We start from the raw sequence: 15,178 nt of genomic DNA on the forward strand, positions 1-15,178 counted from the left end.
GTGGCGAAGGAAGCAGGGCCGGAGGCCGCGAGAGTGCGGCTCGACGACCCGTGGGACGACGCACCGGTCGTTGACCGGTGCGGCCGGGACGGGACGGCAGGCGTCCCGGAGCTCGACGCGCCCGCTGCGGCGGAGCCGGACCGCGGACCCAGCGCGGCCGACGTCTACCTGGAAGTGCACCGCAGCGCCGCCTTCCGCGAGGTGCGCCGCCGCTACCGCCGCTTCGTGGTCCCCGCCGCCCTCGCCTTTCTGCTCTGGTATCTCGCCTACGTCGTCGCCGCGACCACCGCGCCCGAGCTGATGGCCCGCCCGGTCGCCGGAGCGGTCAACGTCGCGATGGTGGCGGGTCTCGGCCAGTTCCTCACGACGTTCCTGCTCACCTGGGCGTACGCGCGGCACGCGCGGCTGCGCAGGGACCGGGCGGCGCTCGATCTGCGCTGGGATACCCAGGAGATGACGCGGGGCCTCGGTCAGGAGACGGCGAGAGGCCTCGGTCAGGAGACGGCGAGAGGGCTCGGACGTTGAGAGGCGACCACCAGACTCTCGCCCTGCTGCTGTTCAGCGCGTTCATCGCGGTGACGCTCTTCATCACCACCCGGGTCGGCCGCGACCGGCAGGGCTCCGCCGAGGAGTTCTACGCCGGCGGGCGTCTGTTCTCGCCCATGGAGAACGGTTTCGCCCTCGCCGGCGACTACATGTCGGCGGCCTCCTTCCTCGGTATCTCCGGGCTGATCGCCCTCTTCGGCTACGACGGCATGCTCTACTCGGTCGGCTTCCTCGTCGCGTGGCTGGTCGTCCTGCTGTTCGTCGCCGAACTCGTCCGCAACTGCGGCCGGTTCACCCTGGCCGACGTGGTCGCCGCACGGCTGACGGAGCGCCCGGTGCGTACCGCCGTCGGCGCCTCGTCCGTCACGGTCTCCGTGCTCTACCTGGTCGCCCAGATGGTCGGCGCGGGCAGCCTGGTGGCCCTGCTGCTCGGCGGGACGAGCGACGCGGCCCGGTCCTGGACGGTGGTCGGGGTCGGCGCGCTCATGGTGGTCTACGTGTCGTTCGGCGGCATGCGCGCCACCACCTGGATCCAGATCGTCAAGGCCGTCCTGCTGATGGCCGGGGCCGTCGCGCTCACGGTGCTCGTCCTGGTGCACTTTCGCGGGAACGTCAACGACCTGCTCACCACCGCGGCCGAACGCAGCGGCCACGGCAAGGACTTCCTCGCGCCCGGCCTCCGCTACGGCGGGGAGCTGACCTCGCGCCTCGACTTCATCAGCCTGGGCGTCGCCCTCGTCCTGGGCACGGCGGGGCTGCCGCACATCCTGTCGCGCTTCTACACCGTGCCCACCGCCCGCGCCGCGCGCCGCTCCGTCGTCTGGTCCATCGGCCTGATCGGCGGCTTCTACCTGATGACGATCGTGCTCGGGTTCGGCGCCGCCGCCCTCATCGGCTCCGCCGAGGTCCGCGCCTCGAACGCGGCCGGCAACACCGCGGTCCCGCTGCTGGCGCTCCACCTCGGCGGCGGTGAGGGGTCCACCGGCGGAACGATTCTCTTCGCCGTGGTCGCCGCCATCGCCTTCGCCACCATCCTGGCCGTCGTCGCGGGCGTCACGCTCGCCTCGTCCGCGTCCGTCGCCCACGACCTCTACGCCTCGCTCCGGCGCCCCGGGCGCACGAAGTACGGCGAGGTCGCCGTGGCACGTGTCGCCGCCGCGGGAATCGGCGTGGTCGCGATCGGCCTCGGGCTGCTCGCCCAGGACCTCAACGTGGCCTTCCTGGTCGGCCTGGCCTTCGCCGTGGCCGCGTCGGCGAACCTCCCGGCCCTTCTCTACTCCCTGTTCTGGCGTGGCTTCACCACCCGGGGCGCGGTCTGGGCCGTCTATGGCGGCCTGGTCCCGGCGGTCGTCCTGGTGCTGCTCTCACCCGTTGTCTCGGGCAGCCCCTCATCCCTGTTCCCGGGCGTGGACTTCCAGCTCTTCCCGCTGGAGAACCCGGGCCTGGTCTCCGTCCCGCTCGGCTTCCTGGCCGGCTGGATCGGTACGGTCACCTCGCCCGAGCCGCCCGACGAGGCAAAGCACGCCGAGGCCGAGGTCAGGGCGCTGACGGGGGCGGGGGCGGCGTAGGGCCTGTCGCAGGACCTGTCGTAGGGCGTGCGAAGGCGCCCCGGGCAGCTCAGCCGGCCGACCAGGCGTACCGGTGTTCCGGGCGGCCCGTCTCCCCGTAGCGCAGCGTCAGCCGGACCTTGCCCGTGCGTTCCAGCAGCTTCAGATAGCGCTGGGCCGTCTGGCGGCTCATCCCCGCGCTGTCCGCGATCTCCTGGGCGGAGAGCGGGCCGTCGGCTCCGCGCAGGGCCCCTCGGACGAGTTCGGCCGTGGTGGGGGAGTGGCCCTTGGGGAGGGCCGGCTCGTCCGCCGCCCACAGCGCGCCGAAGAGCCGGTCAACCTGGGCCTGCTCGGCCTCCCCGCCCCCGTCGAGCGCCTGGCGCAGCGCCGCGTACGCCTCCAGTTTCGAGCGCAGGCCCGCGTACGTGAACGGCTTCACCAGGTACTGGAGCGCGCCGTGCCGCATCGCGTCCTGCACCGTCGCGACGTCCCGGGCGGCCGTCACCATGATCACGTCGACCTGAGTGCCCAGGCGGCGCAGTTCGCGTACGACGGCGAGGCCGTTGCGGTCCGGCAGATAGTGGTCCAGCAGGATCAGGTCCACCGGGACCTTCTCGACCGCCTCCAGCGCCGCGGCCGCCGAGTGGGCCTGTGCGACCACCCGGAAGCCGGGGACCTTGGCGACGTACGCCGCGTTGATCTGCGCCACCCGGACGTCATCGTCCACGATCAGAACCTCGATCACGGCTGCCCTCCCGCTGTGGCCGGACGCGTTGCGGACGGCGGACCGTCGAGGGATGCGGCGGGCGCCCCGGGCCCGGGCTCGGCCAGCGCCTCCGGCAGGACGACCGTGAACACCGCACCGCCTCCGTCCGCCCCGGACACCGTCACACTGCCTCCCTGACGCTCCGCGAGCCTCCGGACGAGGGCGAGCCCCAGGCCGCGCTTGCCGTGTGCCGGGACCTCCTTGGTGGACCAGCCCTCCGTGAAGATCGACGCGTGCTGCTCCGGGGGGACGCCGGGGCCGCTGTCGCGCACCTCCAGGATCACCGTACGTCCCTCCGTGCACAGCCCGACCTCGATCCGCGCCCCCTCCGATCCGGCTGCCGCGTCCGTGGCGTTGTCGACGAGATTGCCCATGACGGTGACCAGGCCCCGGGGATCGACCACCCGGTCCGGCAGCAGGGTGCCGGGAGCCAGCCGCAGTGCCACGCCGCGCTCGGCGGCCACCGTGGCCTTGCCCACCAGGAGGGCGGCCAGCAGCGGGTCCTGGACCTTCTCGGTGACCTGCTCGGCCGTCGCCCGGTGTACGCCCACCACCTCCGTGACGAACTCCATCGCGTCCTCGTGCATCTCCAGCTCCAGCAGCCCGAGCAGGGTGTGCAGCCGGTTGGCGTGCTCGTGGTCCTGGGCGCGCAGGGCGTCGATCAGCCCCGTGGTGGAGTCGAGCTCGCGGCCCAGGTTCTCCAGTTCGGTCCGGTCGCGCAGGGTCACCACGGCCCCGCCGTCGTCCGTGGGCATCCGGTTGGCCAGCAGCACCCGGCTGCCCCGTACCGCCAGCAGGTCGTCGCCGACCACGCGCCCGGCCAGGACGTCCGCGGTCCTGCCGTCGCCCAGCACCTCCTCCAACGTCCGGCCCGCCGCCTCGGGGCCCACGCCGAGCAGCCGTTGCGCCTCGTCGTTCAGCAGTCGGACGCGGCCGGTCCCGTCCAGGGCGACGACCCCTTCGCGGATGCCGTGCAGCATGGCCTCCCGCTCCGTCAGCAGCGCGGAGATATCGGAGAACGCCAGGTCGTGGGTCTGTCGTTGCAGCCGGCGGGAGATCAGGTACGCCGCGAGTGCCCCGACGGCCAGGGCTCCGCCCGCGTACGCGAGCAGACCCGGGATCGCCCCGAGGAGCCGGGCACGGACGCTGTCGTAGGAGATGCCCACCGACACCGCGCCGACCACGTCGCCGGACGGGCCGAACAGCGGCACCTTGCCCCGCGCGGAGCGGCCGAGGGTGCCGCTGTCGATCTCCATCACCTCGCGGCCGCGCAGCGCCTCGCCGGGGTCGGTGGAGACGATCGCGCCGATCCGATGGGTGTCGGGGTGCGACCAGCGCACCCCGCGCTGGTTCATGACGACGACGTACTCCGCTCCGGTCGCCCGCCTGACCCGCTCGGCGGCCGACTGGACGGGACCCCGCTCCGATGGGTCCGTGCTGGTCAGGTCCCGCACGATCCCCGGCTGGGCGGCGGTGCTCTGGGCGATGGCGAGGGCGCGGCGCATCGCCTGGTCGTCCAGCTGGTCGCTGAGGGGGGCCAGGAACAGGCCGGTGACCAGGATGGTCACGCCGGTGATGATGGCCAGCTGCATCAGCAGGACCTGGGAGAAGACCCGCTGGGGCCAGCCGAACCGGCGCGGTCCCCGGCCGGGGGTCGGTGGGGCGTTCATCGTAGAGACGGTAAGGGGCGGGACGCCGGTGCGGAAATGCGGCCGCGCTTCGGCCCGGCTGTCCGGGCCTTCGGCGTACGCGCCTCCTGCTTCGCGGCGCTGTCTCTGTGAGCGTTCCAGGAGCGCGGTGCCGAGGAGTTCGCCATCAACGCAACCCACTTGCACTTCTTGCGCTAATCTTGCGCACATGACGCGACGACTTGCTCAAGTGGCCCAGAAAGTGGGAGTCAGCGAGGCGACGGTCAGCCGGGTGCTGAACGGCAAGCCGGGCGTTTCCGACGCCACCAGGCAGGCCGTCCTCTCCGCGCTGGACGTCCTCGGGTACGAGCGCCCGACCCAGCTGCGCGGCGAACGGGCCCGGCTGGTCGGCCTTGTCCTGCCCGAGCTCCAGAACCCGATCTTCCCGGCCTTCGCCGAAGTGGTCGGCGGCGCGCTCGCCCAGCAGGGGCTGACCCCGGTGCTCTGCACCCAGACCAAGGGCGGCGTCTCGGAGGCCGACTACGTCGAACTGCTCCTCCAGCAGCAGGTCTCGGGCGTGGTCTTCGCGGGCGGCCTCTACCACCAGGCCGACGCCCCGCACGACCACTACAAGGTGCTCGCCGACCGCAGGATCCCCGTCGTGCTGATCAACGCGGCCATCGCCCACCTCGGCTTCCCGGGCGTCTCCTGCGACGACTCCGTCGCCGTCGAGCAGGCCTGGCGGCACCTCGTCTCGCTCGGCCACGAACGCATCGGGCTGGTCCTCGGCCCGTCCGACCACGTGCCCTCGCAGCGCAAGCTCGCCGCCGCCCGGGTGCTGGCCGAGGAGGCGGGCACGACCGTGCCCGACGAATGGGTGGCCCGCGCGATGTTCTCGCTGGAGGGCGGGCAGGCCGCCGCGATGCGGTTGCTGGACCGGGGTGTCACGGGGATCATCTGCGCGAGCGACCCGCTCGCGCTGGGCGCCGTGCGTGCCGCCCGCCGCCGGGGTCTCGCGGTGCCCGGTGACGTGTCGGTCGTCGGCTATGACGACTCGGCCTTCATGAACTGCACCGAGCCGCCCCTGACCACTGTCCGCCAGCCCATCGAGGCCATGGGGCGCGCGGCCGTGGAGCTGCTCTCGGTGCAGATCGGCGGGCGGACCGTTCCCTCGGACGAGCTGCTCTTCGAGCCGGAGCTGGTGGTGCGCGGCTCCACCGCGCAGCCGCCGCGCTCCACCGCGTAGCCGCCGCGCGAGAATTCCCTGTGATCCGTAGCTAATTTGCGCTGACAGCGCTTGGATTAGGTGGCCGTCCGGAGTCCGGGCAGCGGCTGGGGTGGCCTGGGGCCCGTGTACTGCCCGCTGGGGCGGATGCGGAGCGGGCGCTCTCCGTATTCCTCCAGCGCGTGGGCGATCCAGCCCGCGGTGCGGGACACCGCGAACACCGTCTCGCCCGCGTCCGCCGGCATGGACCGGGAGACGGACAGGACGGCCAGGGCCAGGTCGATGTTGGCGTGCAGCGGGGCGTGCCGCGCCGTCGTGCCGACCACCTCGCGGGCCGCCGCCAGCGCCCCGGCTGCCTGCGGTACCTCCTCCAGCAGCGCGAACAGGGCCGTCGCCCGCGGGTCCTCGCCCCGGTAGAGCCGGTGGCCCAGGCCCGGCACCCGCCGCCCGGCCCGCAGGTGATCGGCGACCACGGGGACCGCGCTGCCCCGGTCCACCGCCTCCCGGAGCATCCGGTGCGCCAGCCCGCTCGCCGCGCCGTGCAGTGGCCCCTCCAGCACGCCGAGGCCCGCCGAGACCACGGCGTACGGGTGGGCCCGCGCGGAGGCGGCGACCCGGGCCGCCAGGGTGGAGGCGGCCAGATCGTGGTCGATCAGGAGGGTCAGGGCCGCGTCCAGCACGGCGAGGGACGGGGCGTCGGCCGGTTCCGCGGTGAGCCGTGACCACAGCCCCCGTGCCAGGGAACCCTTCTCGTCCGCCGGGTCGCCGAGCAGCGGCAGGGCGCCCACCAGCGTCGGGATCAGACTCCGGGCGCTGCTGAGCACCGCCTGGGGCGACAGGTCGAACCGCAGCGGATCCGTGGCCGCCGCGGCGGTCACCGCCACCCGCAGCCGGTCCGTCGACCCGCTGTGCGCGGGCAGCGCTCCGACCGTCCGGCGAGCCGCCGCGAGGGTCCCGGCTGCCGCGGTGAACCGGGCGCCCGGACTCGGCTCACCCGTCCACAGCCACTCGGCGACCTCCTCGTAGCTGAAGTGTCCGGCCAGCTCCGTCGCGTCGACCCCGCGGAAGTAGCAACGGTCGCCCTCGATGAGCGTGATGCCGGTGCGGAAGGCCAGGTCGCTCCCGCCCGGAGAGGCGTCCCGGCGCCCCGAGCGCCGGGCCAGCGCCCGGACCTCGTCGGCGTCGAACGTGCTGCCCCGCCCTCCGGCGGCCCGCGCGCTGCTCAGCTGGCCCCGACTGACGTACGCGTACACCGTCTCCGGCTTCACGCCCAGCAGTTCGGCGGCCTCCCGGGTGGTGAGCCGGGGCGGCCCCTGCTTGCCGGGTGCTGATTGATCCGTCATGCCGACCACCGTATCCATCCTGAATCCATGAAGGGGTCCAAGAGTTCCGCCCCGAACATTGATTGCATCAACGTTGACAGAATTCGAGTCAAGCATAGACAGTCGAATCAATGTTCCGTGCGTCGAAGAGAGAACAGCCATGACCACCACCCCTGCCGTCCCCCGCGGTCTCGCCGGCGTCGTCGTCACCGACACCGCCCTCGGCGACGTGCGCGGCCGCGAGGGCTTCTACCACTACCGCCAGTACTCGGCGATCGAGCTCGCGCGAACCCGTGGCCTCGAGGACGTCTGGTACCTGATGGTCCACGGCGAACTGCCCGACGGGGCGGCCGCCGCCGACTTCACCGCCCGTACGGCGGCGCTGCGCACCCTGCCCGCCGAGGTGCGCGACGCGCTGCCCGCCATCGCCCGCGCCGGCGCCGTCTCCGGCCCCCTCGCCGGACTGCGCACCGCGCTGTCCCTGCTCGGTTCCTCGGCCGGATTCCGCCCCGTGTACGACGTCGGGACCGAGCAGCGGCGGGAGGACGCGCTCACCGTCTGCGCGGCCGTCCCCACGATCCTCACCGCCCTCCACCGCCTGGGTCAGGGGCTCCGGCCGGTCGAGCCCCGCGAGGACCTGCCGCACGCCGCGAACTACCTGTACATGCTGACCGGATCGGAGCCGGAGCCGGAGCATGCCAGGGCCGTCGAGCAGTACCTCGTCTCCACCGTCGACCACGGCTTCAACGCCTCCACCTTCACCGCCCGGGTCGTTGCCTCTACCGGAGCCGACCTGGCCGCCTGCCTGGTCGCGGCGGTCGGCGCGCTCTCCGGGCCGCTGCACGGCGGAGCCCCCAGCCGGGCCCTGGACACCCTGGACGCGATCGGCACCCCGGACCGCATCGACGGCTGGATCCGCGAACAGGTCCTCTCGGGCCGCCGCATCATGGGCTTCGGACACCCCGTCTACCGCACCGAGGACCCGCGCTCCCGGATGCTCAAGTCCCTCGCGCAGGGCTTCGGCGGACCGCTCGTCGACTTCGCCGTGGAGGTGGAGCGCCAGGTCGAGGCCATCCTCGCCGAGCTCAAGCCGGGCCGGGAACTGCACACCAACGTGGAGTTCTACGCCGGGGTGGTCATGGAGCTGTGCGGGCTGCCGCGCGCGATGTTCACCCCCACTTTCTGCGCGGCACGGGTGATCGGCTGGAGCGCCAATATCCTGGAGCAGGCGGAGGACTCCAAGATCATCCGCCCGGCGGCCCGCTACGTCGGCGCACCCCCGCCGCAGCCGGTCCCGGCACCCTGACGACGTCCCCGGAAAGGCCTCCGTTGACCCCGCCCCGCACTCCGCAGATCCCGGTCGTCGTCCTGGCGGGCTTCCTCGGCTCCGGCAAGACCACGCTCCTCAACCATCTGCTCCGCAATCGCGCGGGCACCCGGATCGGCGTGATCGTCAACGACTTCGGGGCCATCGAGATCGACGCCATGACCGTCTCGGGGCAGGTCGGCTCGACCGTCTCGCTGGGAAACGGCTGTCTGTGCTGCGCCGTCGACGCGAGCGAACTCGACACCTTCCTGGAGACACTGACCCGGCCGTCCGCCCGACTGGACGTGATCGTCATCGAGGCGAGCGGTCTGGCCGAACCCCAGGAGCTCGTCCGTCTGCTCCTGGCCAGCGAGAACCCGCACATCCAGTACGGGGGCCTCGTCGAGGTCGTCGACGCGGCGGAGTTCGACGGCACCCGTCAGCGGCATCCGGAGCTCGACCGCCATCTCGCCGTCGCCGACCTCGTCGTCCTGAACAAGACCGACCGGGTGGAGGAGACCGAGCGGGAGCGGCTGCGGGCGACGGTCGCGGAGCTGAGCGGACCCGCCGCCGTGGTCTCCGCCGTGCACGGACGGATCGACCCCGAGCTCCTCTTCGACCCGGCCCTGCGACCGGACCACGAGGACAGGGTTCGCCAGCTCACCTTCGAGGACCTGCTGCGGGAGGAGGCGACCGACGGGCACGAGGGGCACGACGACCACCTCCACGCAGCGTACGAGAGCGTCGACTTCACCTCGGACGTCCCCATGGACCCACGCCGCTTCATCGAGTTCCTCGACTCCCGGCCCGACGGGCTCTACCGGATCAAGGGGTTCGCGGACTTCGGCGCGGGGGACCGGGACAACACGTACGCGCTGCACGCGGTGGGCCGCTTCCTGCGCTTCGTCCCCCGCCCGTGGGCGCGCGGCGAACAGCGGCTCACCCAGCTGGTCATGATCGGCGCGGGCGTCGACGCCGAAGCGCTGCTGGCCGCACTCGCCGCCTGCCGCGCGCACGAACCCGAGCGCGCGGACGCCGCTGACGTCGAGCGCGCCATGTGGGGCGTGCTCCGCTACGTACAGCGGGAGACGGACCCCGTGGACGTAGGGGAAGCGGGCGCGGAGGCGTGACGCCTCCGGCCGCTCCCCGCCGAAGGGCCCCGCCTACAGCGGCGGTCCCGCGATCACATCCACCGCCTCCAGCAGCGGCGTGCCCGAGCCGTCCCGTCGCGGATCCGGTTCCGGCAGCTTCGCCGGGGTGCCGTTCTTCCGCGCGGCCCGTGCCGGGGTCGGGCCCGCCCACGCGAACACCAGGACGTCCTCGCCCTTGAGGAACCGTTGACAGCGCACCCCGCCGGTGGCCCGGCCCTTGCGCGGATACTGGTCGAACGGGGTGAGCTTGGACGTCAGCACCGAGTCGTCCAGCGTGCCGTGCGAGCCGGCCACCGTGAACACGATCGCCCCGGCCGCCGGGTCCACCGCCGTGAACGACAGCACCTCGGCCCCGGCCGCCAGCTTGACGCCCGCCACTCCTCCGGCGGCCCGCCCCTGCGGACGTACCGACGCCGCCGGGTACCGGAGCAACTGGGCGTCGGAGGTGATGAACACCAGGTCCTCCTTGCCCGTGCGCAGTTCGGTCGCGCCCACGACGCGGTCACCGTCCTTGAGGGAGATGACCTCCAACTCGTCCTTGTTGGGCGGGTAGTCCGGCACGACGCGTTTCACCACGCCCTGGAGGGTGCCGATCGCGAGGCCCGGCGAGGACTCGTCCAGGGTGGTCAGGCAGACCAGCTCCTCGTCCGCCTCCAGGCTGAGGAACTCGGAGAACTGCGCCCCGCCCGAAAGATTCGGCTCCGCGTGCGTGTCCGGCAACTGCGGCAGGTCGATCACCGAGAGCCGCAGCATCCGGCCCGTGGAGGTCACGGCCCCGACGTCGCCGCGCGCCGTCGCCGCCACCGCCGACACGATCACGTCGTGCTTGGTCCGCCGGGCGTCCTCGGAGACCTCGACCGGTTCCGCGTTCGCCGTGCGGGCCAGCAGGCCCGTCGAGGAGAGCAGCACCCGGCACGGGTCGTCCGCCACCTCCAGCGGTACGGACGCGATCTGCGCACCGGCCGACTCCAGCAGCACCGTGCGCCGGTCCGTGCCGAACTTCTTCGCCACGGCGGCCAGCTCCGAGGAGACCAGCTTGCGCAGCTCCACGTCCGACTCCAGGATCGCGGTCAGAGCGTCGATCTCGCCGGTGAGCCGGTCGCGCTCGCTCTCCAGCTCGATCCGGTCGAAGCGGGTGAGCCGGCGCAGCGGGGTGTCCAGGATGTACTGCGTCTGGATCTCGCTCAGCGAGAAGTGCGCCATCAGGCGCTCCTTCGCCTGCGAGGAGTTGTCGCTGTCCCGGATGATCCGGATGACCTCGTCGATGTCGAGCAGGGCGACGATCAGGCCCTCGACCAGGTGCAGCCGGTCGCGGCGCTTGGTGCGGCGGAACTCGCTGCGCCGGCGCACCACCTCGAAGCGGTGGTCCAGATAGACCTCCAGCAGTTCCTTGAGGCCCAGGGTGAGCGGCTGGCCGTCGACGAGCGCCACGTTGTTGATGCCGAAGGACTCCTCCATCGGCGTCAGCTTGTAGAGCTGCTCCAGCACCGCTTCCGGCACGAAGCCGTTCTTCACCTCGATGACCAGACGCAGTCCGTGCGCCCGGTCGGTGAGGTCCTTGACGTCGGCGATGCCCTGGAGCTTCTTCGCCGAGACCAGGTCCTTGATCTTGGCGATCACCTTCTCCGGGCCGACGGTGAAGGGCAGTTCGGTGACGACGAGGCCCTTGCGGCGGGCCGTCACGTTCTCCACGGCGACGGTGGCACGGATCTTGAACGTGCCGCGGCCCGCCGTGTACGCGTCCTTGATGCCACCCAGACCGACGATGCGGCCGCCGGTGGGCAGGTCGGGTCCCGGGACGAAGCGCATCAGCGTCTCGATGTCGGCGCCCGGATGCTTGATCAGGTGCCGGGCGGCCGCGATGACCTCGCCCAGGTTGTGCGGAGGCATGTTGGTGGCCATGCCCACGGCGATCCCGGAGACCCCGTTGACCAGGAGGTTGGGATAGGCGGCGGGGAGGACGACCGGCTCGCGCTCCTGGCCGTCGTAGTTCGACTGGAAATCGACGGTGTCCTCGTCGATCGCCTCGGTCATGAGCGACGTGGCGTCGGCCATCCGGCACTCGGTGTACCGCATGGCGGCCGGCGGATCGTCGTTGCCGAGGGAGCCGAAGTTGCCGTGGCCGTCTACCAGGGGAAGGCGCATCGAGAACGGCTGCGCCATGCGCACCAGGGCGTCGTAGATCGAGGCGTCGCCGTGCGGGTGCAGCTTGCCCATCACCTCGCCGACGACGCGGGCGCACTTCACGTAGCCGCGGTCGGGGCGCAGCCCCATCTCGTTCATCTGGGACACGATGCGGCGGTGCACCGGCTTCATGCCGTCGCGGGCGTCGGGCAGGGCCCTGGAGTAGATCACCGAGTACGCGTACTCGAGGAAGGAGCCCTGCATTTCGTCGACGACGTCGATGTCGAGGATCTTCTCCTCGAAGTCGTCCGGCGGCGGCGGGGTCTTCGTGCTACGGCGGGCCATCGCGGCTGCGACTCCTTCACAGATTCTGTTCGGACAACCTGAGCTTGTTCGGTACAACACGAGCTAGTGACGCGGTCCATTGTGGACCGCCGGACTGACAACGCCGACCTCGACCCGTCCGAAGCGGGCCCAGGGGCCCGCCCGGACAGCGTCCGCGACACCATCGACGGAAACATCCGAGGAACGGGAACTTCGCCAGGTGCCGGTGCGCTTGCTTAGAGTGGCAGGTCTGGCAGGAAGTCCAGTATCGCGATCGAAGGGACGTACATGCCCATGGGTCACACGGCCACCGCACAGGCCGGCTCCGGCGGCTTGACAGCGACCGAGCACCGCCTGGCCAACGGCCTGCGTGTGGTGCTCTCCGAGGACCATCTGACCCCGGTCGCCGCGGTCTGCCTCTGGTACGACGTCGGCTCGCGTCACGAGGTCAAGGGACGCACCGGTCTGGCTCACCTCTTCGAGCACCTGATGTTCCAGGGCTCGGGCCAGGTCAAGGGGAACGGTCACTTCGAGCTCGTCCAGGGGGCCGGCGGCTCGCTCAACGGGACGACCAGCTTCGAGCGGACCAACTACTTCGAGACCATGCCCACCCACCAGGTGGAGCTGGCGCTCTGGCTGGAAGCCGACCGGATGGGCTCCCTCCTCGCCGCGCTCGACGAGGAGTCCATGGAGAACCAGCGCGACGTCGTCAAGAACGAACGCCGCCAGCGCTATGACAACGTGCCCTACGGCACCGCGTTCGAGAAGCTGACCGCCCTCTCCTACCCCGAGGGCCACCCGTACCACCACACCCCGATCGGCTCCATGGCCGACCTGGACGCGGCCACGCTGGAGGACGCCCGCGCGTTCTTCCGTACGTACTACGCGCCCAACAACGCGGTGATCTCGGTGGTCGGCGACATCGACCCCGAGCAGACGCTCGCCTGGATCGAGAAGTACTTCGGCTCCATCCCCTCCCACGACGGCAAGCAGCCGCCGCGCGACGGGACGCTGCCCGGGGTCATCGGCGAGCAGTTGCGCGAAGTGGTCCACGAGGAGGTCCCGGCGCGCGCTCTGATGGCCGCCTACCGCCTTCCCCACGACGGCACCCGCGCCTGTGACGCCGCCGACCTGGCGCTCACCGTGCTGGGCGGGGGCGAGTCCTCCCGGCTGCACAACCGCCTGGTCCGCCGCGACCGTACGGCGGTGGCGGCCGGTTTCGGGCTGCTGCGGCTCGCCGGAGCGCCCTCGCTCGGCTGGCTGGACGTGAAGACGTCCGGCGGCGTCGAGGTCGAGACGATCGAGGCCGCGGTCGACGAGGAGCTGGCCCGGTTCGCCGCCGAGGGGCCCACCCCCGAGGAAATGGAGCGGGCCCAGGCGCAGTTGGAGCGCGAGTGGCTCGACCGGCTCGGCACGGTCGCCGGCCGCGCCGACGAACTGTGTCGCTACGCGGTCCTGTTCGGTGACCCGCAGCTCGCCCTGAGCGCCGTGGGCCGCGTCCTGGACGTCACCGCGGAGGAGGTGCGCGCGGCCGCCGAGGCGGCCCTGCGCCCCGACAACCGGGCGGTGCTGGTGTACGAGCCCATCGAGCCGGCCGACGAGGCCGACGGGTCCGACGAGGGCGCGACAGGTACCGATGGCGCCGACGCGCACGAGGGGGCGGACAAGTGAGCGACGCCGCCGTGACTGGAGTAGCCATGGAGTACCACCCGCAGCCCACGCCCGGCACGGCCCGCCCCTGGGCCTTCCCGGCGCCCGAGCGCGGCGCCCTGCCCAACGGGCTGACCGTGCTGCGCTGCCACCGCCCCGGCCAGCAGGTCGTCGCGGTGGAGATCTTCCTGGACGCGCCGCTGGAGGCCGAGCCCGAGGGCCTGGACGGTGTGGCCACGATCATGTCGCGGGCGCTCTCGGAGGGCACCGACAAGCACAGCGCCGAGGAGTTCGCCGCCGAGCTGGAGCGCTGCGGCGCCACGCTCGACGCGCACGCCGACCACCCCGGCGTCCGGGTCTCCCTGGAGGTCCCGGTCTCCCGGCTGGCCAAGGCCCTCGGGCTGGTCGCCGAGGCGCTGCGGGCCCCGGCGTTCGACGGGAGCGAGATCGAGCGCCTCGTCGGCAACCGTCTCGACGAGATCCCGCACGAGCACGCCAACCCGTCCCGGCGCGCCGCCAAGCAGCTCTCCAAGGAGCTGTTCCCGGCCACCGCCCGGATGTCCCGCCCGCGCCTGGGCACCGAGGAGACCGTCCGGCGGATCGACGAGAGGGCCGTGCGCGCCTTCTTCGACGCCCATGTCCGTCCGTCCACCGCGACGGCCGTGATCGTCGGCGACCTGACCGGTATCGACCTGGACGCGCTGCTGGCGGAGACCCTCGGCGACTGGTCGGGCAACGCCGGTCAGGCCCGCCCGGTGCCGCCCATCACCGCGAACGACACCGGCCGCGTCGTGATCGTGGACCGGCCGGGCGCGGTCCAGACCCAGCTGCTGATCGGTCGCATCGGCGCCGACCGGCACGAGCGTGTGTGGCCCGCCCAGGTGCTCGGCACCTACTGCCTGGGCGGCACCCTCACCTCCCGGCTGGACCGGGTGCTGCGCGAGGAGAAGGGCTACACCTACGGGGTGCGGGCCTTCGCCCAGGTGCTGCGCTCCAGCGGCCCGGACGCGGGCGGCGCGGCCATGCTCGCGATCAGCGGCTCGGTGGACACGGAGTCCACCGGACCGGCGCTGGACGACCTCTGGAAGGTCCTGCGGACGCTGGCCGCCGAGGGGCTGACCGACGCCGAGCGTGAGACGGCCGTGCAGAACCTGGTGGGCGTCGCCCCGCTGAAGTTCGAGACCGCCGCCTCCGTCGCGAGCACGCTGGCCGACCAGGTCGAGCAGCACCTCCCCGACGACTACCAGGCCCACCTCTACGCCCGGCTCGCCGAGACGGGCACCGTGGAGGCGACCGCCGCCGTGGTCAGCGCCTTCCCGGTCGACCGGCTGGTCACGGTGCTCGTGGGGGACGCCGCCCGGATCGAGGAGCCCGTGAAGGCCCTCGGCATCGGAGAGGTGTCCGTCGTCACCGGCTGACTCAGGTGTGGCCCACCGCCGCGAACAGGACCCCGACGAACGCATATTCGTCGGGGTCCTTCCCTTTTTGGTCGATTAACCCAATCCATCACCTTTGGGAGAGAGGATGCCTGTCTGCCCTGTGGGATGTACGACAAATCCCCTGGTCCGTTTGGCGATGGGAAGCCGCCC

General features: G+C 72.1%; 11 protein-coding genes. 7 read left to right on the forward strand and 4 right to left on the reverse strand.

The window, feature by feature from the left end; translation table 11 throughout:
- The first annotated feature begins 33 nt into the window (after positions 1–33).
- Together ACH4RG_RS34440 and ACH4RG_RS34445 are read left to right on the forward strand one after the other, a co-directional pair.
- Positions 34–525: a DUF485 domain-containing protein gene (locus ACH4RG_RS34440; protein ID WP_397925513.1), complete on the forward strand. Its 492-nt coding sequence runs from the start codon at positions 34–36 to the stop codon at positions 523–525.
- Positions 522–2,114 carry a cation acetate symporter gene (locus tag ACH4RG_RS34445; RefSeq protein ID WP_397932445.1) on the forward strand — a complete coding sequence of 531 codons (1,593 nt, stop codon included), beginning with the start codon at positions 522–524 and terminating at the stop codon, positions 2,112–2,114. The genes ACH4RG_RS34440 and ACH4RG_RS34445 overlap by 4 nt, the downstream gene beginning before the upstream one ends.
- Before the next feature lie 49 nt (positions 2,115–2,163).
- Here ACH4RG_RS34445 and ACH4RG_RS34450 read toward each other — a convergent pair whose 3' ends face one another.
- Both ACH4RG_RS34450 and ACH4RG_RS34455 read right to left on the reverse strand, forming a co-directional pair.
- Positions 2,164–2,838, reverse strand: coding sequence for a response regulator (locus ACH4RG_RS34450; protein WP_397925385.1), 675 nt, complete (start codon positions 2,836–2,838; stop codon positions 2,164–2,166).
- On the reverse strand, positions 2,835–4,529 hold the full coding sequence (locus ACH4RG_RS34455; RefSeq protein WP_397925387.1) for an ATP-binding protein: 1,695 nt from the start codon (positions 4,527–4,529) through the stop codon (positions 2,835–2,837). Before ACH4RG_RS34455 ends, ACH4RG_RS34450 begins: the two co-directional genes overlap by 4 nt.
- 187 nt (positions 4,530–4,716) lie before the next feature.
- On the opposite strand from ACH4RG_RS34455, the gene ACH4RG_RS34460 reads away from it, so the two are divergent.
- The gene (locus tag ACH4RG_RS34460) at positions 4,717–5,733 is read left to right on the forward strand and encodes a LacI family DNA-binding transcriptional regulator (RefSeq protein ID WP_397925389.1); all 1,017 of its coding nucleotides are present in this window, start codon (positions 4,717–4,719) and stop codon (positions 5,731–5,733) included.
- 56 nt (positions 5,734–5,789) lie between these two features.
- Here the strand turns inward: ACH4RG_RS34460 and ACH4RG_RS34465 are convergent, their stop codons facing one another.
- Positions 5,790–7,055, reverse strand: coding sequence for a citrate synthase (locus ACH4RG_RS34465; RefSeq protein WP_398540741.1), 1,266 nt, complete (start codon positions 7,053–7,055; stop codon positions 5,790–5,792).
- Positions 7,056–7,194: 139 nt separating this feature from the next.
- On the opposite strand from ACH4RG_RS34465, the gene ACH4RG_RS34470 reads away from it, so the two are divergent.
- Positions 7,195–8,340 (forward strand): citrate synthase, encoded by a 1,146-nt coding sequence (locus tag ACH4RG_RS34470; protein ID WP_397925393.1) that lies wholly within the window; start codon positions 7,195–7,197, stop codon positions 8,338–8,340.
- Between the two features lie 23 nt (positions 8,341–8,363).
- Positions 8,364–9,470 carry a CobW family GTP-binding protein gene (locus ACH4RG_RS34475; protein WP_398540742.1) on the forward strand — a complete coding sequence of 369 codons (1,107 nt, stop codon included), beginning with the start codon at positions 8,364–8,366 and terminating at the stop codon, positions 9,468–9,470.
- A 33-nt stretch (positions 9,471–9,503) separates the two neighbouring features.
- Here ACH4RG_RS34475 and ACH4RG_RS34480 read toward each other — a convergent pair whose 3' ends face one another.
- Positions 9,504–11,960: a DNA topoisomerase (ATP-hydrolyzing) subunit A gene (locus tag ACH4RG_RS34480; RefSeq protein ID WP_398540743.1), complete on the reverse strand. Its 2,457-nt coding sequence runs from the start codon at positions 11,958–11,960 to the stop codon at positions 9,504–9,506.
- Between the two features lie 267 nt (positions 11,961–12,227).
- Here ACH4RG_RS34480 and ACH4RG_RS34485 point away from each other — a divergent pair, with 267 nt between their 5' ends.
- Positions 12,228–13,610: a M16 family metallopeptidase gene (locus ACH4RG_RS34485; protein WP_397932437.1), complete on the forward strand. Its 1,383-nt coding sequence runs from the start codon at positions 12,228–12,230 to the stop codon at positions 13,608–13,610.
- A gap of 26 nt (positions 13,611–13,636) precedes the next feature.
- The gene (locus ACH4RG_RS34490) at positions 13,637–15,007 is read left to right on the forward strand and encodes a M16 family metallopeptidase (RefSeq protein WP_397925401.1); all 1,371 of its coding nucleotides are present in this window, start codon (positions 13,637–13,639) and stop codon (positions 15,005–15,007) included.
- The last annotated feature ends 171 nt before the right edge of the window (positions 15,008–15,178 follow it).

The organism is Streptomyces sp. NPDC021019 (genome assembly GCF_044333295.1).
Lineage (GTDB): Bacteria > Actinomycetota > Actinomycetes > Streptomycetales > Streptomycetaceae > Streptomyces.

Coding starts and splice junctions, on each gene's coding strand:
- ACH4RG_RS34455 (WP_397925387.1), bottom strand. CDS start 4,529: ATGAACGCCCCACCGACCCCCGGCCGGGGACCGCGCCGGTTCGGCTGG.
- ACH4RG_RS34460 (WP_397925389.1), top strand. CDS start 4,717: ATGACGCGACGACTTGCTCAAGTGGCCCAGAAAGTGGGAGTCAGCGAG.
- ACH4RG_RS34470 (WP_397925393.1), top strand. CDS start 7,195: ATGACCACCACCCCTGCCGTCCCCCGCGGTCTCGCCGGCGTCGTCGTC.
- ACH4RG_RS34480 (WP_398540743.1), bottom strand. CDS start 11,960: ATGGCCCGCCGTAGCACGAAGACCCCGCCGCCGCCGGACGACTTCGAG.
- ACH4RG_RS34485 (WP_397932437.1), top strand. CDS start 12,228: ATGCCCATGGGTCACACGGCCACCGCACAGGCCGGCTCCGGCGGCTTG.
- ACH4RG_RS34490 (WP_397925401.1), top strand. CDS start 13,637: ATGGAGTACCACCCGCAGCCCACGCCCGGCACGGCCCGCCCCTGGGCC.
- ACH4RG_RS34465 (WP_398540741.1), bottom strand. CDS start 7,055: ATGACGGATCAATCAGCACCCGGCAAGCAGGGGCCGCCCCGGCTCACC.